This is a genomic window from Thalassospira profundimaris (assembly GCF_003326675.1).
Taxonomy (GTDB): domain Bacteria; phylum Pseudomonadota; class Alphaproteobacteria; order Rhodospirillales; family Thalassospiraceae; genus Thalassospira; species Thalassospira aquimaris.
Genome location: NZ_JPWF01000005.1, coordinates 97,817 through 115,889, shown reverse-complemented (window position 1 = coordinate 115,889; position 18,073 = coordinate 97,817). Strand labels below are relative to the sequence as shown.

The following is an 18,073-nucleotide window of genomic DNA, read 5'->3' as shown; positions in this document are numbered from 1 at the left end:
TCAGGACCCCTCACCGTCACCCTCGCGGGCGGCAACACCGGGTTCTTCTTCCTTGTTGCGGATGCTTGCCGCAACCGTGCGGCCCGGGCGCAGACGCAGGACACCTTCGACAACGATCAAATCACCCTTGGCAACCGGACCGTCAATCAGGATGCGACCACCGGTCCGTTTGACAACACGAACCGGTACACGGGTTACCTTTTCATCAACGATCCGCCAGACATAGGTCCCGCCATCCCCCCAGAGCACCGAAATTTCCGGGACCGAGGGATATTGCTTGCCTTCGATATCGACATAGACAGCAAAGGACATCCCCGCCAACAGACGACTGTTGGGGTTCGGAACGCGGGCGCGAACGCTGAAGGTACGGCTTTCGGGGTCAACGCGGCTGCCGATGGATTCAACGACGCCGGTAAACAGTTCGCCCGGCAGGCTCCAGGTTTGAACGCGCAATGATTGTCCGGGTTTTACGTTATCAAACCGGGTTTCGGCGACTTCGAAATCGACCAGAATGCTTTCGATATTATCAAGCGTCAGAAGAACAGTGGAACTGTCAACACGGTCGCCAGCCTCGATTTGCGGAATGCCTACGATGCCGTCAAACGGGGCCATGATGGTGCGGTCGGCCAGATCAACTTCGGCCTGATCTAACTGAATTTTGGCTTCAGCCAGGGCAGTGCGGGCAGTATCAACCTCGCTTGCGGCAACCGCGCCAAGCGGCCGGGCCTGTTCATAGCGTGCCAGAAGCTGTTCGGCATCCTTGACCTGAACGGCTGCCAGGTTGCGGGCAAGACGTTCACGTTCGGCAGTAAGAATGACAAGAACCTGTCCTTTGGTGACCTCGTCGCCGGCGCGGACCAACACGTCGGACACTTCACCAGATACCGCCGGATAGATCGAAACACCGAGGGCCGATTTACCGGTTCCGACTGACTCAACGACGGTTTTTTCATCCATCAGGCTGGCATATTCTGCAATGACCGGTAGGGCGCGTTCGCGGCCATTTGCTCCGCCTCCGCCGCCTTGGCCACCGCGATCTGCGGTCTGCTGGGATTGACCACCAGACGACACAAATGCCGTGATCTCGTCTTTGGCAAAAATATACGCAGACGCCGCCGCTGCTACCAGCACGACACCTGCGATCAGAAGCGTTGATTTACGCGCCATCGCATTGATACTTCCAAGTCGGGCAGATCAGATGACCTTAACCCAGAGAGCCCTGTTCCCGTTCGGGAAAATTTCTGTATTTCAACTTGTTACCCGAATGGGCTGTTTTTTTTGTTTTTGAAACACTTGTGGCTAAAACGATATTGCAACCGTCAGGCCAGAACCACCGAAAAAGTGTATCAGAAACGTCGCAGTTTGTATCCCGGTCCCGATAAAATTGGCGGTTTCACGCACGATTTTCGCACAAACAGGATGACCCGCGCATCAGGATCGACGCGCGGGCCCTAAAATATTGATCTGCCTTGTTCAAATTGAACCGTCGGCAATCGCCTGACGGATCAGGCCGCCCCGAGCATTTCGGTTTTCGGGAAGACAACGAGATTGTCTTTGCGCCAGGTTTCAACGACGTCTTCGACCTGATCGGTTGCATCATCAGATGCCGCCTCGTCATCTCCGGCAGCGGAGGCGACCGCACGATCAAGCGATGCCGTCAGTTCCGTTACATTGCGTTCGACTTCGTTGGCACGACGGTTCAAATCAAGGCTAAGTTTCCGGGTGACTTCAATGTCGTTGGAGACTTCGACAATTGCCGCGCCAACGTAACGCACCGCATCCCCGGCAAGCGAGATTGCGCCAGTGATTTCCTCAGTCTCGCGGCGCTGGTGTTCAACATCCCCGGCGACTTCATCGGAAATGGACATCATCGAACGGACCGTTACGCCGACTTCTTCCATCGAGGCAACACAACGATCGGTCACCGCCCCCATGGCATTGACATGTTCGGTGATCTGTTCTGTTGCGCGCTCGGTCTGACCGGCAAGGTTTTTGACCTCGGCCGCAACCACGGCAAAGCCTTTGCCCGCTTCGCCTGCACGGGCGGCTTCGATGGTGGCATTCAGGGCCAGAAGGTTGGTTTGGCCCGCAATGCCGCGGATCAGATCAACGATCTGTTCGATGCTCAGCGCCACTTCACGCAGATCATCAACCGCTTTTGCCGATTGTTCGGTGGACCCGACCGCGTTCTGGGCAATTTCACGCTGATGTTCGACCCGGTTGGCGATGGAACCGATGGCATCGGTCAGGCGGATTGCCGCATCACTGATCGCGATTGAATGCGACTGGCTATCCTGTGCGGCACCGGTTGCGGCCTGTGTCTGGGTGGTGACACGTTCGGCAGCGGCGGCAACCTCGGTCACGGCTTCGCGCATGCGGGTGACCTGATGGTTTACCGATTTCACCAGACCGGTGGTTTCGCCTTCGATGGTTTCGGCCATGGCACCCAGTGATGCACGGCGCTTTTCTTCTTCGATGCGCTGAAGGGTGATGCGTTCTTCGGCCATCTGTTCGATCTTCAGTGCGTTTTCACGGAAGATCGCAACCGTACGTGCCATTGCGCCAAATTCATCACGACGATTGACATCGGCAAGATCGATATGGGTGTCATTTTCGCTCAGACGTGTCATGTCACCATTTACACGTTTCAGCGGACGCAGGATGCTCATGGCAATGCCAAGGGCCAGCGCCAGGGCAACCACAACACCGATGGCCGCAACCACGATATTGGTCAGGGCCGAGTTTTCGGACTGTGCGTGGGCGGCATCGACCAGAATGGTCTGGTTGGCGACGGCCTCGGCACGGATATTCTGGGTGATGGCCTGAACTTCGCGGACGGCAGACTTGAAATCATCCATCGACTGACGGAACCCGCCAATCGATCCTTCAAGCTGATTGGCCCCCTGTTTCAAAAGATCATTATCGCGTACCGCGTAGGCAAACAGCTTTTTGTCGTTACGCGACAACTTGCCCACCGCGGTTTTGATTTCTTCCTGAAGATCGGTCAAAGACGATGTATTGGTTCGCGCCAGATCAAGGGATTCGGGCGTGCGCAGGATCGAATATTGCAGGCTGTTGACGATGGCGGCCAGATTGGCTTCGCCCAGCTTGTCGGCAAATTTGGTGACAATTTCCGGATCGCGTTTGGCGATAAACTCTTCAAGCTTTGCCGCAGATTGACCAAGCTGATTGGCCCCAAGCAGCATCGTATCAGATGCCGCAGTAAGGTTTTCAGCACGCAGGACCAGTGGTTCCAGCGTTGCAATGTAATCGGCACTCAGACTTTCGAGCGTATCGGCGCGTTCAACATCACCCGAAACACGAAGGGCTTCCACCAGCGTCGCGCCGCTTTGTTCGGCACTTTCGCGGATGGTGGCGATGCCTTCGCGATCCAGCGGGTCGACGGTTTGTGCAAACAGCAGAACCTGATTTGAAAGACGTTCAAGTTTAAGGGCGTAATCATTGGCAAGACCGACAAGGCCGGTGCTTTTGGCGATGCGGTCCGCATGCGCGCCAAAACCAAGAAGATAGGTCGAAGACAATGCACTAAGGCCAACCAGCAGGACCACAAGCACGAAGAAGCCTGCGAAAATGCGTGAACCGATGCGAATTCGATCAAGAAACATGTAAGTTCCAAACAGAAAATGGGACGTTTGGCGCGATCCTTACAGCAGCGCAGGGCTCAGTTTTGTAACACTTAGATGAAATCCGCATTTGTCTAGGGATTGACGATCATTCCACGCACGATAAATGATCAAAGCAACAGGCAGACACAGATGAAATGTTCATATGAACATCGACCTATACACCTGTTGAGGGCGTCTTATCCCTGTCCTTTGGGCCCGATTTAAGGGTTTGTTCATGTATCGGGTGCGAATCGCCGGAACTTCCCGCCCGAAAGGCCCCACAGGCGCCTTGTCGCTCCTAAAATGTCACCATGACAATATTGTACAAGCCGGGCAGTTTTTTGGCGCTATACTTGGGTTATGGCATCAGCTTCGCAGCATAACACTGTGCCACAGCGCCGCCTGAGTGCGGCCAGGCGCCCCCGCGAGATTGCCCGTCACTGGCGGGCAGCCGACGGGATTGATTTGTTCGAAGCCGATTACAAGAATTTCAGCTTTCCCAAACACAGTCATGACTATTACGCGTTTGGCACCATCCTGAACGGGGCCGAACAATTCATGACACGCGGCACCAATTATGTGGCTGCCCGTGGACAGCTTTTGATGATGAACCCGATGCAGGTTCATGATGGCCGGTCGGCATCCGATGATGGCTATCAGTACCAGATCATGTTCATCGCCCCGGAAATCTTTGGCAATCTGGTCCAGGAACTTTCACCAAAAAGCAGCGGGCTTCCGTTCTTTGGGAACTGTGTTGTTGATGACCCGGAACTGCATTTGCAGCTGCAACACCTGCATCGCATGTTCCGCCCCGACCTTGCCACGACGACAAGCATCCTCGAGCGCGACAGCACCCTGCTTTATAGTGCTGCGCGCCTTTCGCTCCGTCATGCCGATGCCCCACCTTTTATCTATCGACCGGGATCAGAGGATAAACGCGTTAAAACCGTGATTGATTACATGGCAGCCCATCTTGATGAAAATATCGCGCTTGAAGACCTTGCCACGATTACGGGACTAAGCCGGTTTCATTTGCTGCGTGTCTTTCGCGATGCCACCGGCCTGCCCCCGCATACCTATTTCAATCATATGCGCCTGCGCCGTGCCAAACGCATGCTGTTTGACGGATCAAGCATCGCCGATGCCGCCGCGGCGACCGGCTTTGCCGATCAAAGCCACCTGCACCGGCATTTCAAAACCATGTGGGGTGTCAGCCCCGGTGCCTTTATCGCAAGCCTTGATCACAAATCCTGATCTTCGGCCAAGCAAGTTCTCCAGTCTGTCAGCAACGGCAGATCACCCGTACTGACAGACTGGCAATCTTTCGTACCTTATGCGCCCGCCTTGCGACGTTTCAGCGCATCGGTCACCAGGCACAATTCTTCAAACAGGATTTGCGCACCAACATGGGCTGTATTTGTGGTTGCGTCATATTGCGGGGCGACCTCGACAACATCGGCGCCAACAAAATCCAGTCCCTTCAACCCACGCAAAATTGCCAGTGCCTCGCGCGAGGTCAGACCACCGATTTCCGGTGTGCCGGTGCCCGGTGCAAAAGACGGATCAAGGCAATCAACATCAAAGGACAGATAAACAGGGCCATCACCCACCACTTCACGGGCCTTGGCAATCACCGCCTCGACACCCATTTGCGGGACTTCTTCGGCATGGATCACGGTCATGCCGCTGTCATAGGAGAACTCCCACAGATATTCAGCGCCACCGCGAATACCGATCTGAATGGTGCGTTCCGGGTCGAGAACCCCGTCCATCACCGATTGACGGAACGGCCCGCCATGATGGAACTTCGCACCTTCATATTCACCGCTGGTGTCGCAATGGGCATCAAGATGGATCATGCCAACCGGGCGACCCTTGCCCACGGCGCGCTGGATCGAATAACTGATTGAATGGTCGCCACCAACGGCAATCGGAATGACACCGGCATCAACAATCCTGGAGAAATAATCGACGATATCCTCATGACAGCTTTCAAGCGAGAAACGGCTACGGAACGGTACATCGCCAATATCGGCAACATTGCAATGTGCGCCGGGCACCATGTGCAGAACATGCTCATACGGGCCAATACGTTCGATATTGCGCACCGCACGCGGACCAAGACGCGCCCCGGCCCGGTTGGTCACACCCAAATCCATCGGCACACCAACAAGTGCGACATCAAGGCCGTCAAAATTGGTTTTCGCGGCATCGGGGGCAAAGGGCGCATCAAGGAAGGTCGGCACACCGGCAAACGGCCATTTGCGTTCGCCACTTGATGAAAACTGGGTATCGGCCACTTCCTTGAAATGCGGATCGAACATATCGCCGCCTTTGGCGTTGCCGTATTTTTCGCGCAGTTTTGCAAGCTTTTCACTGTTCACGATGCTGGCCTCCTTGGACCCTTTTGGATATCGCTGATATCGGGGACGTCTGTGACGTTTCTGATTATTTGAACTATCGGGTTCAGGGTGCTGCATCTGTCCACATGACAGAATTGAAATCTGGAAAACTGCCCAGAACTCAAACAGTCCCGGCCTTTCCAGCCATCGATCTGCCGCCATGACATATGCAGGCCTGAAACCACCTGCACAGCAGATCAAATTGCGCGGGTTAGAAAAATCACGTAATGCTGAACTTTACTTTGGTATTTTCCAAAGTAATTAATACGGAACCGCATGTCATGGCGATGGAACAAACCGATCTCAAGCTTTTGCGCATCTTCCTGACCATCGTCGAGGCGGGCGGATTTGCGGCTGCGCAAAGCGAACTTAACCTGTCGCTTTCGACCATCTCAAGCTATGTCACGGCACTTGAAACCAGACTTGGTTTTGTCCTTTGCAAACGCGGACGCAGCGGATTTTCCCTGACCCGCGAAGGTCAGGTGGTGTTTGAAGAAGCCCACCGGCTGTTCAAATCCGTGGCACATTACGAAACCAGAATGCGGTCGCTGCGTGACAAGCTGAACGGTACGTTGACCATCGGACTGACCGACAACACCATCACCGATCCCGGGGCGCGCCAGATCGAACAAACCATTGCGCGCTTTGTGCAACACGCCCCCGATGTGACGCTGAATATCGTCACATATCCGCCCAATGATCTGCTGCGCGAAGTCGTCACTGGCGCCATTCAGGTTGGCATTTGTGCCTTTCCCAAAACCGTTCTCGGCCTCAGTTACATTCCACTTTACCCGGAAATGCACCGGTTTTATTGCGGGGCGGACCATCCGCTTTTTAAAGTACCAGACAGCGACATCGACATTGATGAAATCCGCCGTTTCAGGATTGTCGGGCGGAAATTCTGGCTCGGCCGGGACCTGAAGGATTTTGCAATTGCCCGCCCGCATGCCACCGTTTCGGATATGGAGGGCGAGGCACGCCTGATCCTATCCGGGGCTTTTTTGGGATATCTGCCCGAACATTACGCCAAACAATTTGTTGATACGGGCCGGATGCGCCCGATCCGCCCGGAACAGTTCTGTGTCGAAGCCCTGTTTCAGGCCAGCTTTGATTCCAACAAGCAGCTTGATCCGGTCGCCGAGCTGTTTTTGGACCTTCTGATCAAGGATTTCGGGGCGACACGGAATTGAAAATTCGACAATAGCAATATCGTCCAATACGCCCTATCTCCTATCTCTCATATTGGAGCCTGTAAAAACTGGCTCCTCGCCCACCATCACTGAAAATGGCCGGTCGCCCCAAAATGAACCGGCCTTTAAAACCATAGGAAATGTCGGAAATGTCACGCCCCGGACCTGCCCAGATCGGGCATTTCGACCCTGACACCATCAGACGCGGCGCGATTGCCTGTCTGCCGCTTTTGCCCAGCACCATCATCTTTGGTGCGGTACTTGGTGTGCTTGCGTCCCAGCGCGGATTGTCGCTGGGCGAACTTCTTTTCATGAGCCTGACGGTCTTTGCCGGATCAGCCCAATTTGTATCGGTTGATCTGTGGCGTGAAACCATTCCGGCCGCGACCATCATCGTCGCCACTGCCGTGATCAATATGCGCTATATCCTGATTGGTGCCTCCCTGCGCCCGGTATTCAAGGGCCGCCCGCTGTGGGTCAAGATTTGCGGCATGCATATGGTTGCCGATGAAAACTGGGCTGTGACCATGACCCAGGAAAATCTTGCCAATCCCGGCTTCCTGCTGGGTGGTGGTATCTTCCTTGGTGTTGTCTGGGCAGCGGGCAATATCGCCGGTTACCTGCTGGGTGGTGGCATTCCCGACCCCGAAGTCTATGCGCTTGATTTCGCCTTTACCGCTGTGTTTGCGGCCCTGACCATCGGCATGTGGAAGGGCAAGGTTGACCTTTTACCGTGGGTGGCCGCCGCCATCGGATCCATCATCGGGCATTACACCCTGCCCGGCACCTGGTCAATTTTGGCCGGTGCGGGTGCCGGTGTTGTCACCGCCGCCCTGACATGGCGTCCCGATATGGATGATGACAGCCTAGAAGCCGAAATTGCCGTTGAAGGCCGTGAAGCCTATGGCGCGCCGGAAGGTACTGGCACCACAGGCTCCCTCAGCCCGGAGGCCAGCAAATGAACCAGTTCCCTGATCTGACAAGTTTCAGCCTTGAAGCCGTTCTGACCATCCTTGGCATGGCGGCCGTAACATATGGCATGCGTCTGGGCGGACTTTTGATGGCGGATCGTTTGCCGCAACATGGCCGCTGGGCCCATGTGCTTGAACGTCTTCCCGGTGCGGTTCTGATTTCGGTCTGGGTGCCAAGTGCGCTTTCGGCCGGTGCGATTGGCATTGCCGGTGCGGTTGCCACCGTCGTTACCATGGCGCTTGCACGTAACCTGTTTGCGGCAATGGCTGTCGGGATGGTTTTGGTGGGTATTGGCCGATATTTCTTCGGCTAGTTACCCCACCTATTACGCAGGCTGTTTGGCCAACCGGTTGAGTTTGAGGATAGAGAATATCTTTTCAAACAACTGGTTGGCCGCCTTGCGGATGGTGCGATTTTCAAAGGCGAAATACAACCCCACCGACAAAGCAAGCGTTCCGGTCGCCGCACAGGCAACGGCCAGTGCATCGCCAAATCCGGCATCGGTCGCAGCACGAATGATCACCAGGCCGATATTCTGATGCAGCAGATACCAGCTATAAGAAATCAGGCCGACCGGCCAAAGAATACTCAGTACCGGCAAGCGCCGCGTGGCGATAACAACAATACCAACCAAAAGCGTCACAGCCGCATAAGGCACCACCGCGTCATAGGCGCCGGTGGTGAAACTTGCGAGATAGGCCAGAACAGCAAGCAGGGAATAACGACGCTTCTGCGCGTCTGAATCCCGGGTATGGGCAAAGAACAGGGCCGCCCCGATCAGGAACAGGATGATATGTTCCGGCCGGATGATCCGGTCAAAATGATCAATCCCGACAAGACGTAATCCAAGCCCGACGGCAAACAAACCAACCATTCCGCCCAGAATGATCGACGGGCGGCGGCTGATGCACAGCAGGAAGCCATAGATAAAGTAGAATTTAAGCTCGACGATCAGGCTCCAATACACGCCATCCACGGGCGGCATGATGGCGGCATTAAGGAAAAGAAGATTTCCCAACGCCTGAACAATCGTAACTTCCCTGTCCGGCAGGCCAAAATAGCTGACCAGCGCAAAGGTCAGGATCACGCCCGCGACATAGGCCGGATAAATTCGCCCGAAACGCCGTCCCCAGAATGTTGCAAGTGATCCGGTCCGTTCCGCCGTCATGGCAATGCAATAGCCACTGATGACAAAGAAAAGATCAACACCAAGCCAGCCAAATTCAAACATCGGCGCAAATGAAAGCCCGGTGAAATCATTGGGCCAGCGGCCAAGATAATGAAAAGCTACCACCATCAAAACAGCGATGGCGCGCAATCCATCGATTGCCGCCATCCTGTTTTGTTGTGTCTGTGCCGGCATGTTCATGCCTAGGCAGCGACCATGTTCTGTTCGCGGGTGGCTTCGAATTTCAGGTTCGGCCAGTCGCGCTGTGTGGTTTCAAGGTGCCAGGCGTTACGTGCGATGAAGACCAGTGTTTCGTCATGGTCTTCAAACAGTGCCGACTGGTTTGAATCACGGAACTTTTTAATCTCAAGGGGATCATCACCAACAACCCAGCGTGCCGCATAGGCCGGGGTCTGTTCGAAATGAACCTTGATGCCATATTCAGCCGAGATGCGTTCTTTCAGAACTTCAAACTGAAGCTGTCCGACCACACCGACGATCCAGTCTGCACCCATCATCGGTTTAAAGACCTGGGATGCACCTTCTTCGGCAAGCTGTTCAAGGGCACGCTGAAGATGTTTGCCCTTAAGCGGATCATCAAGACGAACCTTTTGCAGCAATTCCGGGGCAAAGGCCGGAACACCGCGGAAGCGAAGGTCTTCGCCCTCGGTCAGGGTATCACCAATACGCAATGTGCCGTGGTTCGGAATACCGATAATGTCACCCGGCCATGCTTCCTCGGCGATGTCACGCTCATTGGCAAAGAACAGCATCGGGTTATGCACCGCCATCTGTTTGCCAGCACGGACATGCTTAAGCTTCATGCCGCGTTTGAAATGACCGGAACACAGACGAATGAATGCAATGCGGTCACGATGGTTCGGGTCAATATTGGCCTGAACCTTGAACACAAAGCCCGCCACCTTTGGCTCGGCCGCATCAACCAGTCGCGTTGCCGCTTCCTGCGGGCGCGGGGTCGGTGCGATTTCGCCAATGCCGCGCAACAATTCGCGCACGCCAAAGTTATTGACCGCCGACCCAAAGAAGACCGGCGTCAGATGCCCTTCGCGGTAGCTTTGCAGATCAAATGGCGGGCAGATTTCGCGCACCATTTCGACTTCTTCGCGAAGCTTCTCAAGAAGGTAATCCGGGATCAGTTCATCAAGCTTGGGATCATCAAGGCCTTTGATCGGAATGGCTTCCTTGACGACATTGCCGCCTTTTTCCATGAACAGAAGCTGATCATTGACCAGATCGTAACAGCCATGGAAATCACGACCCGACCCGATCGGCCATGTTACCGGCGACACGTCAAGTGCAAGGTCCTGTTCGATCTGATCAATCAGTTCGAACGAATCACGGGCTTCACGGTCAAGCTTGTTAACAAATGTCGTGATCGGCACGTCACGCAGACGACAGACTTCAAACAGCTTGCGCGTCTGGGCCTCGATGCCCTTTGCACCGTCAATCACCATGACAGCGGAATCAACCGCGGTCAGAACGCGATAGGTATCTTCGGAAAAGTCTTCGTGGCCCGGCGTATCAAGCAGGTTGAAGATATTTTCTTCAAACTCGAAGGTCATCACAGCCGAAGACACGGAAATACCGCGATCCTGTTCGATCTTCATGAAGTCCGAACGTGCGCCACGCTGTTCCTTTTTCGCCTTCACCGCACCGGCCATCTGAATGGCACCCCCGAACAGCAGCAGCTTTTCGGTCAGGGTCGTTTTACCCGCATCCGGGTGGGCAATGATGGCAAAGGTACGGCGACGCGATACCTGCTGGTCAATCATCGACATGGTTATCAACTTTAATCCGATATGAATTTCTTGGCGCGCAATGTAGCGATTTTTACAGCCATTGCCACCGTGAAATCATCATATCGGCCATGTATCGGGCCGTTCAGGCCAGCCAAACCCGCGAAACCACCCCGATTACAAACGATCCGACCAGTGCATAGGCCAGATAAAGGGCAAAAACCGGCCGTTTCACAAGCGCAAAGACCGCAATTGCCGCCGGGATCGATGACACGCCGCCTGCGACCAGAAACGCCATCGCCGCGCCTGACTGCATCCCTTGGGCAATAAGTCCCTGCATCACCGGAAGGGCGGCATAGCCGTTCAAATAGGCCGGAACACCGACAAGGGTTGCAATGGCAATCGGCCCGACACCTTCGCCACCCAGCAGACCACTAACTCCTTCGGCCGGGATATAGGCAACCATCATGCTTTCAAGCAAAAAGGCAAAACCCATCCACTTTCCAAGAAAAATCACGTTGGCAATGGCCGATTTGCGGAACTTGGTCACACGGTCGCCATCCTGCCAGAATTTCCACACGACATCTTTGGGGGCGCGGATCTTTGCCCCGCCGCAGCCACCATTGCCAACCCCTTCGCGCAGCGGATCAGACAGGAAGCCGCGTCCCATCAGCCACATGGTGACAAACCCGCCCATCAGACCAAGCGCGATGGCAGCAATCAGCTTGATCACCGCAAAGTCGGTTCCCAATGTACCCGCCGTCAAAACAAACATCGCCGGATCAATCACCGGCGACGCCAGCCAGAATGCCATAACCGGGGCAAGCGGAACCCCCATGGCAAGCAGGGCCGCAATTAGCGGAATAACCCCGCAAGAACAGAACGGTGACAAGGCCCCAAAGGCGGCAGCGGTAAAGACCATACGCACCGGATGCCCGGCGAAGGCCCGCGAAATCAGATTATCGGCTCCGCTTGCCGTGGCATAGGCCGCAATCCCGATGGAAAGCAGCAAATAGGGCGCGGTCCCGATAAAGGCATCAAAGGTAAATTCGATGCTTGGCACCAGTTGAACAGGATCAAACAGATAGACCGCCAACAAAATGGCCAGTCCCGCCAACAAAACCCGATCAAAACGTCGGGCCGAAACGCCGATACGGCGAAGTTGCAATGTCAGGGCAGTCATATCCATATCCCTAGAAAATTAGTTATATTATCCCAAATAAAAGGCCCATCTATGCAGGGGCCTTGGAATCCTTGTTGTTTGCGGTTTCCGACGTGGAACCGTGTGGCGACAAGGGTGAAAGATCAACACCGCTGCAACATTCATCGGCGATGAAGCCGACAATATTCTGCATCACGTCAAAATCCGCACGATTGCGGGTTTCACGCCCCTGTTTTTCCTGTGTCACCAGACCGGCCTGAACCAGCGTGCCCAGATGATGCGACAGGGTCGATGCCGGCAGGCCAAGCAAGCGGCCAATATCGCCAATATTCAATCCATCACGCCCGGCCTTGACCAGTTGGCGATAGATTTTCAAACGGGCTTCGTGCCCCAGTGCCGCAAAGGCAGGTGCGATGTCTTTTTCTTTCATGCCTCAATCATAACTATATTTCTAGTTATTTAAACATATTTCTTCGATAGCCCTTCAACCAACTGAATAACTGAACTATTTCCTGAGTTTTCCGCGCGTGACCCTTTCCCGTTAGCAGCCTGACACGGAAATGTCACTTGCCAGAAAGCAAATATGTCGATATTTCCCGACATATGGAAACAAAACAAGCAATCAGCGCCCTAGGCGCATTGGCACAGGATCACCGACTGGCGGCATTTCGTCTTTTGGTGCGCGCAGGGAATGACGGTATCGCCGCAGGTGAAATCGCGCGCCTGATCGCCATTCCACACAATACGATGTCATCGCATCTGACGACACTTAGCCAAGCCGGACTGATCAGCAGCACCCGGGAAGGCAGGTCGATCATTTACCGGATTGTGCCCGAGGTCATGCGCGATCTTTTGGGATTTCTGGCCGATGATTGCTGTCAGGGACAACCCGAACTTTGCGGTCTTCCGACCAGCAAAACCAAAACAGGATGTTGCTAGCCATGGCCGCAGATCGTGAAAACACCTCGTCGCCAATGGGCATCTTTGAACGGTATTTGACCGTCTGGGTCGCGGCCAGCATCGTTGTTGGCATCGTTCTGGGACAACTTTTGCCCGATCAGTTTCAGGCGATTGGCAATCTGACAGCCTATGAAATCAATTTGCCGGTGACGATTCTGATCTGGTTGATGATCGTGCCGATGCTGATGAAGGTCGATTTTGGCGCATTACATGAAGTAAGCCGCCAGTGGCGGGGCATTGGCGTGACGCTTGGCGTCAACTGGCTGATCAAACCGTTCACCATGGCCGCCCTTGGCTGGCTGTTTATCGGATTTCTGTTCCGCCCGCTTTTGCCCGAGGCACAGATTGAAAGCTATATCGCAGGCCTGATCCTTTTGGGGGCAGCACCGTGTACAGCGATGGTGTTTGTCTGGTCGCACCTGACCAAGGGGGATGCGAATTTCACCCTGACGCAGGTTGCCCTGAATGACACCATCATGATTTTTGCCTTTGCCCCGATTGTCGCCCTGTTGCTTGGCATTTCGGCAATTACCATTCCTTGGGAAACCCTGACCATTTCGGTTGTCGCCTTTATCGTCATTCCGGTGATTGTCGGTCAGGTGATCCGAAACCGGTTGATGACGGGCGGGATTGATCGGTTCAATGCATTTGATGCCAAGCTTAAACCGCTTTCGATGATTGCGTTGCTTGCAACACTGGTCTTGCTGTTTGCCTTTCAGGGGCAACAGATCATTGCCCAGCCAATGATCATCGCCCTTTTGGCTGTGCCGATCATTTTGCAGACCTATTTCATTGCCGCCATCGCCTATGTAGCCAACAAGATTCTTGGGGTCGAACACAGGATCGCCGCCCCCTCGGCAATGATTGGTGCTTCGAACTTCTTTGAGCTGGCGGTTGCGACCGCGATTGGCCTGTTCGGGTTTTCATCGGGTGCTGCGTTGGCCACTGTGGTTGGCGTTCTGGTCGAAGTGCCGGTGATGCTGTCACTTGTCGCGATTGCCAACCGGTCACGTGACTGGTTCGCACATGCCCCCACCAAACCAAACTGATTTCCTGTTTTTGGATGACCGATATGAACAAGAAAATCCGCATTGGCATTAACGGTTTTGGGCGTATGGGGCGGCTGGTTCTGCGGGCGGGCTGGGACCACCCGAACCTTGAATTTGTCCATATCAATGAAATCAAGGGCGGGGCGAAAACCGCGGCCCATCTTCTGGAATTTGATTCCGTGCATGGCCGCTGGCCCAACCGCGTTGATTACATCGACAATCAGGTGGTGATTGGTCAAACCCACAAGATTTCATTTTCAGAAAATGCCACACCGGGCGACACCAACTGGGTCGGGATGGGTTGCGATATTGTTCTGGAATGTACCGGCAAATTCAAAACACCCGAAACGCTTCAGCCCTATTTTGATCAGGGTGTGAAAAAAGTAATTGTCGCCGCCCCGGTCAAGGAAGGTGCGCTTAACATCGTCTATGGGGTCAATGATGATCTTTATGATCCGGCGATCCATCACCTTTTAACCGCGGCAAGCTGCACCACCAATTGCCTTGCCCCGGTCGTCAAGGTCATCCACGAAAAGCTTGGCATTGTGCATGGATCTATCACCACCATCCATGACGTTACCAATACCCAGTCGGTGGTCGACTTGCCCCATAGCGACCTGCGCCGGGCACGGTCGTGTCTGCAATCACTGATCCCGACCAGTACCGGGTCGGCGACCGCAATCACGATGATTTACCCGGAACTTAAGGGCAAATTGAACGGGATTGCGGTACGTGTACCACTGCTTAATGCGTCACTGACCGATTGTGTGTTTGAAGTTTCCTGCGATACCGATGCGGAAACTGTCAATGACCTGATGCGCGAGGCATCGGAAACCTATCTTGCCGGTATTCTCGGCTATGAAGACCGGCCTCTGGTCAGCGTTGATTACCTTAATGACAGTCGTTCTTCGATCATTGATGCCGGATCGACCATGGTAATCGATAAACGTCAGGTCAAAATACTGGCCTGGTATGACAATGAGTGGGGGTATGTCTGCCGGATGGTTGATCTTGCCGTCAAAGTTGCGCAGTCGCTTTAGGAACGCCGATCATGTCAGCCGCCATTCGCAATTACGCACTTGTGACCGGGGCCTATTGGGGCTTTACCCTGACCGACGGGGCGTTGCGGATGCTTGTCCTGTTGCATTTTCATGCGCTGGGCTATTCGGCGTTTGAAATCGCCCTTCTGTTCATCCTTTACGAATTTGCGGGGATCATTACCAACCTTGTCGGTGGCTGGCTGGCGCAGGCACGCGGATTGCGCTTTACGCTTTATAGTGGCCTGATCCTTCAGATTGCATCGCTTGCTGCCCTGTCCCTGACCAGTCCTGACTGGCTTCCGGCGGTTTCGGTTGCCTATGTCATGGGGCTTCAGGCGGCATCCGGGGTGGCCAAGGACCTGACCAAGATGTCGAGCAAATCGGCCATCAAGGTTCTGGTTCCGGCTGATGCCAAGGGCGCATTGTTCAAGTGGGTTGCGATCCTGACCGGGTCGAAAAACGCGCTTAAGGGTGTGGGCTTTTTCATGGGGGGGGCGCTTTTATCCTGGCTTGGTTTTTCCGGGGCGCTGATTGCCATGGCGATCGGGCTTGCCATCACACTGATTGCGGTTGCGCTATCACTCGGGGATACGATGACCGGACCGGCGGGCAAGATCAAACCGAAATTCCGCGATGTATTTTCCCGTGATCGCAAGATCAATGTCCTGTCGGCAGCACGCCTTTTCCTGTTCGGGTCACGCGATATCTGGTTTGTGGTTGGTTTGCCGGTCTTTTTGGCTGCCGAACTGGGCTGGAGCCATATCGAGGTCGGCAGTTACATGGCGCTTTGGGTAATCGGATATGGTTTCATCCAGACCATCGCACCGAAAATGCTACGTGCCGGATCACATGAACCAGATGGCCGTACTGCCCGTTTCTGGATTGCGGCATTGATTGCCGTGACCACGGCAATTGCCGCGGCAGTGACACAGGGCATTACCCCTGAGTTTGCAGTTCTGGGCGGACTTTTGGTGTTCGGGATTATATTTGCTGTCAATTCATCGCTGCATTCCTATCTGATCCTGGCCTATGCCGAAGGCGACAAGGTCGCGATGAATGTCGGGTTCTACTATATGTCAAACGCCATCGGGCGGCTAAGTGGCACCATTCTTTCGGGGGTTGCCTATTACTATGGCGGACTGGTCGGATGCCTTGTGACATCAATCGTGTTTTTGACCATAAGCTGGATCATCAGTGCCGCCCTTCCGACCCGAATGCCCGCCACACCGCAAAGTTGAACAAAAAAGTTCTTTCGCAGATGCGGGATAAACATATGAAAAGACTCATTTTCCAGATTCACGAAAATTTCATCGCGTAAAAAATCGTGACAAGCCACTGCATATAGGGGTACGATTCCAAGTAATGGTCAATCACTTGACCTTAGGAGGGGTTCCCGAGTGCCGCGAAAAAGCGTCTTACAACGAGAATTTTCGCCCCCCGGATCGCACATGCAACATGTTGTGACCGGCGGAAACTCCTACCGCCACTTCCATCGCAAGATGAAAATTGAATGCGCGCCCTTCCATGACGGAATGGCGCGTTTTGCTTTTTTGGCACATTTGATGAGGTGATCGTCATGGGTAAGCGCGCAGCACGCCGTCGTAATCGTCCGCAGCAGTCCGACAACAATGTCCATGAACTGTTCGATGAAAAGAACGCTGACTGGCACCCGCTTCAGGGGGAAGCAGCAGAACCGAAAGGACAACGCGATCAAAGCTACCGCCGTAATATCCGCCCGAAAAGTGAAAACCAGGCCGCATTGATGGAGGCGATTGACGCCTTTAACCTTGTCCTTGCCCTTGGCCCGGCGGGGACAGGTAAAACCTATATCGCTGTTTCCAAGGCGGTCGAGGCCCTTGACCGCGGGGATATCGGCCGCATCGTTCTGGCCCGCCCGGCTGTTGAAGCCGGCGAGAATATCGGCTTCCTGCCCGGCGATGTCGAAGCCAAGATGGCCCCGTATCTTCGTCCACTTTATGACGCACTGAATGATCGCCTCGGCACCAAGCGCCTGCGCACTTATCTGTCGGACGGCACGATTGAAATTGCCCCGATTGGCTATATGCGTGGCCGTACCCTTAACAACGCGTTCGTCGTCATCGACGAAGCCCAGAACTGCACATACGGGCAGCTTAAAATGCTGGTCACCCGTCTGGGCTGGAATTCCACCATGATCCTGACCGGCGACCCGGATCAGACCGACCTTCTGCCGGAAATGTCAGGCCTATCGGAAATGTCCGAGCGGCTTGAAAATGTCGAGGATGTCGCCTGTGTCCAGTTGCGTGACAAGGACATTGTCCGTCACCCGCTAGTCGCAAGCATGTTGACGGTGCTTTAACCCTCATATCAAGTTCCGACACAGCAAACCAAAGAAGACCAAGGCGGGCCCGAAAGGGCCCGTCACTTTTTTTGATCTGCTTATATAGGCTGATAAATCTTGGCTTCGCGGTAAATCGCCCAACCGCGCAAAATCTGTCAACAAAACATATATATTGACGAAATAACCAACCAAAACCCAATATATAGACATCACGGTCCTTCTGAAGGATGTCATATCACTCAGAAGGCTAAGAGGGAATTCGGTGCGTTTTGCATAAGCACAACAATGCCGGAGCTGCCCCCGCAACTGTAAGCGGTGAGCTTTGATCCAATCATGGTCACTGAAATGCATGGCATTTCGGGAAGGCCGGATAAAGCTTTGACCCGCAAGCCAGGAGACCTGCCGTGAGCGAACTTAACATTCACGG

At 54.4% G+C, this 18,073-nt stretch carries 16 protein-coding genes and 1 riboswitch; of the genes, 9 read left to right on the top strand and 7 right to left on the bottom strand.

Going from position 1 to position 18,073, the window contains the following annotated elements; translation table 11 throughout:
* Both TH19_RS08830 and TH19_RS08825 read right to left on the bottom strand, forming a co-directional pair.
* The gene (locus TH19_RS08830; RefSeq protein WP_114101975.1) at window positions 1-1,167 is read right to left on the bottom strand and encodes an efflux RND transporter periplasmic adaptor subunit; all 1,167 of its coding nucleotides are present in this window, start codon (window positions 1,165-1,167) and stop codon (window positions 1-3) included.
* Window positions 1,168-1,505: 338 nt separating this feature from the next.
* The gene (locus TH19_RS08825) at window positions 1,506-3,626 is read right to left on the bottom strand and encodes a methyl-accepting chemotaxis protein (RefSeq protein ID WP_114101974.1); all 2,121 of its coding nucleotides are present in this window, start codon (window positions 3,624-3,626) and stop codon (window positions 1,506-1,508) included.
* 387 nt (window positions 3,627-4,013) lie between these two features.
* On the opposite strand from TH19_RS08825, the gene TH19_RS08820 reads away from it, so the two are divergent.
* Complete coding sequence (locus TH19_RS08820; protein WP_258547880.1) at window positions 4,014-4,880, top strand: AraC family transcriptional regulator; 867 nt, start codon at window positions 4,014-4,016, stop codon at window positions 4,878-4,880.
* Window positions 4,881-4,957: 77 nt separating this feature from the next.
* Here the strand turns inward: TH19_RS08820 and speB are convergent, their stop codons facing one another.
* Window positions 4,958-6,010 carry an agmatinase gene (gene speB / locus TH19_RS08815; RefSeq protein ID WP_114102177.1) on the bottom strand — a complete coding sequence of 351 codons (1,053 nt, stop codon included), beginning with the start codon at window positions 6,008-6,010 and terminating at the stop codon, window positions 4,958-4,960.
* A gap of 299 nt (window positions 6,011-6,309) precedes the next feature.
* Between speB and TH19_RS08810 the strand changes: the two genes are divergently transcribed.
* The 3 genes from TH19_RS08810 to TH19_RS08800 all read left to right on the top strand — a co-directional run bounded on the left by TH19_RS08810 (window position 6,310) and on the right by TH19_RS08800 (window position 8,503).
* A complete protein-coding gene (locus TH19_RS08810) occupies window positions 6,310-7,218 on the top strand; it encodes a LysR family transcriptional regulator (protein ID WP_114102176.1) in 909 nt (302 codons plus the stop codon).
* A gap of 149 nt (window positions 7,219-7,367) precedes the next feature.
* The gene (locus TH19_RS08805; RefSeq protein WP_114102175.1) at window positions 7,368-8,180 is read left to right on the top strand and encodes an AzlC family ABC transporter permease; all 813 of its coding nucleotides are present in this window, start codon (window positions 7,368-7,370) and stop codon (window positions 8,178-8,180) included.
* Window positions 8,177-8,503 carry an AzlD family protein gene (locus tag TH19_RS08800; protein WP_114101972.1) on the top strand — a complete coding sequence of 109 codons (327 nt, stop codon included), beginning with the start codon at window positions 8,177-8,179 and terminating at the stop codon, window positions 8,501-8,503. The genes TH19_RS08805 and TH19_RS08800 overlap by 4 nt, the downstream gene beginning before the upstream one ends.
* Window positions 8,504-8,515: 12 nt before the next feature.
* Here TH19_RS08800 and TH19_RS08795 read toward each other — a convergent pair whose 3' ends face one another.
* From TH19_RS08795 to TH19_RS08780, 4 genes are all read right to left on the bottom strand, one after another.
* Window positions 8,516-9,526, bottom strand: coding sequence for an acyltransferase family protein (locus tag TH19_RS08795; protein WP_181846368.1), 1,011 nt, complete (start codon window positions 9,524-9,526; stop codon window positions 8,516-8,518).
* A 35-nt stretch (window positions 9,527-9,561) separates the two neighbouring features.
* Complete coding sequence (locus tag TH19_RS08790) at window positions 9,562-11,157, bottom strand: peptide chain release factor 3 (RefSeq protein ID WP_114101970.1); 1,596 nt, start codon at window positions 11,155-11,157, stop codon at window positions 9,562-9,564.
* 103 nt (window positions 11,158-11,260) lie between these two features.
* Window positions 11,261-12,298 carry a permease gene (locus TH19_RS08785; RefSeq protein WP_114102174.1) on the bottom strand — a complete coding sequence of 346 codons (1,038 nt, stop codon included), beginning with the start codon at window positions 12,296-12,298 and terminating at the stop codon, window positions 11,261-11,263.
* 49 nt (window positions 12,299-12,347) lie between these two features.
* A complete protein-coding gene (locus tag TH19_RS08780; RefSeq protein ID WP_114101969.1) occupies window positions 12,348-12,707 on the bottom strand; it encodes an ArsR/SmtB family transcription factor in 360 nt (119 codons plus the stop codon).
* A gap of 137 nt (window positions 12,708-12,844) precedes the next feature.
* Here TH19_RS08780 and TH19_RS08775 point away from each other — a divergent pair, with 137 nt between their 5' ends.
* From TH19_RS08775 to TH19_RS08755, 5 genes are all read left to right on the top strand, one after another.
* On the top strand, window positions 12,845-13,216 hold the full coding sequence (locus tag TH19_RS08775) for an ArsR/SmtB family transcription factor (protein ID WP_404969481.1): 372 nt from the start codon (window positions 12,845-12,847) through the stop codon (window positions 13,214-13,216).
* A 35-nt stretch (window positions 13,217-13,251) separates the two neighbouring features.
* Complete coding sequence (gene arsB / locus TH19_RS08770; RefSeq protein WP_114102173.1) at window positions 13,252-14,286, top strand: ACR3 family arsenite efflux transporter; 1,035 nt, start codon at window positions 13,252-13,254, stop codon at window positions 14,284-14,286.
* Window positions 14,287-14,309: 23 nt separating this feature from the next.
* The gene (locus TH19_RS08765) at window positions 14,310-15,326 is read left to right on the top strand and encodes an ArsJ-associated glyceraldehyde-3-phosphate dehydrogenase (protein WP_114102172.1); all 1,017 of its coding nucleotides are present in this window, start codon (window positions 14,310-14,312) and stop codon (window positions 15,324-15,326) included.
* Window positions 15,327-15,337: 11 nt separating this feature from the next.
* The gene (arsJ, locus tag TH19_RS08760) at window positions 15,338-16,564 is read left to right on the top strand and encodes an organoarsenical effux MFS transporter ArsJ (RefSeq protein WP_114101967.1); all 1,227 of its coding nucleotides are present in this window, start codon (window positions 15,338-15,340) and stop codon (window positions 16,562-16,564) included.
* A 338-nt stretch (window positions 16,565-16,902) separates the two neighbouring features.
* Window positions 16,903-17,664 (top strand): PhoH family protein, encoded by a 762-nt coding sequence (locus TH19_RS08755; protein ID WP_114101966.1) that lies wholly within the window; start codon window positions 16,903-16,905, stop codon window positions 17,662-17,664.
* A 177-nt stretch (window positions 17,665-17,841) separates the two neighbouring features.
* A riboswitch (cobalamin riboswitch) is annotated at window positions 17,842-18,067 on the top strand.
* The last annotated feature ends 6 nt before the right edge of the window (window positions 18,068-18,073 follow it).

Excerpts from the sequence above, each read along its gene's own strand:
- TH19_RS08830 (WP_114101975.1), bottom strand. The coding sequence starts at position 1,167 with ATGGCGCGTAAATCAACGCTTCTGATCGCAGGTGTCGTGCTGGTAGCA.
- TH19_RS08825 (WP_114101974.1), bottom strand. The coding sequence starts at position 3,626 with ATGTTTCTTGATCGAATTCGCATCGGTTCACGCATTTTCGCAGGCTTC.
- TH19_RS08810 (WP_114102176.1), top strand. The coding sequence starts at position 6,310 with ATGGCGATGGAACAAACCGATCTCAAGCTTTTGCGCATCTTCCTGACC.
- TH19_RS08805 (WP_114102175.1), top strand. The coding sequence starts at position 7,368 with ATGTCACGCCCCGGACCTGCCCAGATCGGGCATTTCGACCCTGACACC.
- TH19_RS08800 (WP_114101972.1), top strand. The coding sequence starts at position 8,177 with ATGAACCAGTTCCCTGATCTGACAAGTTTCAGCCTTGAAGCCGTTCTG.
- TH19_RS08795 (WP_181846368.1), bottom strand. The coding sequence starts at position 9,526 with ATGGCGGCAATCGATGGATTGCGCGCCATCGCTGTTTTGATGGTGGTA.
- TH19_RS08790 (WP_114101970.1), bottom strand. The coding sequence starts at position 11,157 with ATGTCGATGATTGACCAGCAGGTATCGCGTCGCCGTACCTTTGCCATC.
- TH19_RS08785 (WP_114102174.1), bottom strand. The coding sequence starts at position 12,298 with ATGACTGCCCTGACATTGCAACTTCGCCGTATCGGCGTTTCGGCCCGA.
- TH19_RS08780 (WP_114101969.1), bottom strand. The coding sequence starts at position 12,707 with ATGAAAGAAAAAGACATCGCACCTGCCTTTGCGGCACTGGGGCACGAA.
- arsB (WP_114102173.1), top strand. The coding sequence starts at position 13,252 with ATGGGCATCTTTGAACGGTATTTGACCGTCTGGGTCGCGGCCAGCATC.
- TH19_RS08765 (WP_114102172.1), top strand. The coding sequence starts at position 14,310 with ATGAACAAGAAAATCCGCATTGGCATTAACGGTTTTGGGCGTATGGGG.
- arsJ (WP_114101967.1), top strand. The coding sequence starts at position 15,338 with ATGTCAGCCGCCATTCGCAATTACGCACTTGTGACCGGGGCCTATTGG.
- TH19_RS08755 (WP_114101966.1), top strand. The coding sequence starts at position 16,903 with ATGGGTAAGCGCGCAGCACGCCGTCGTAATCGTCCGCAGCAGTCCGAC.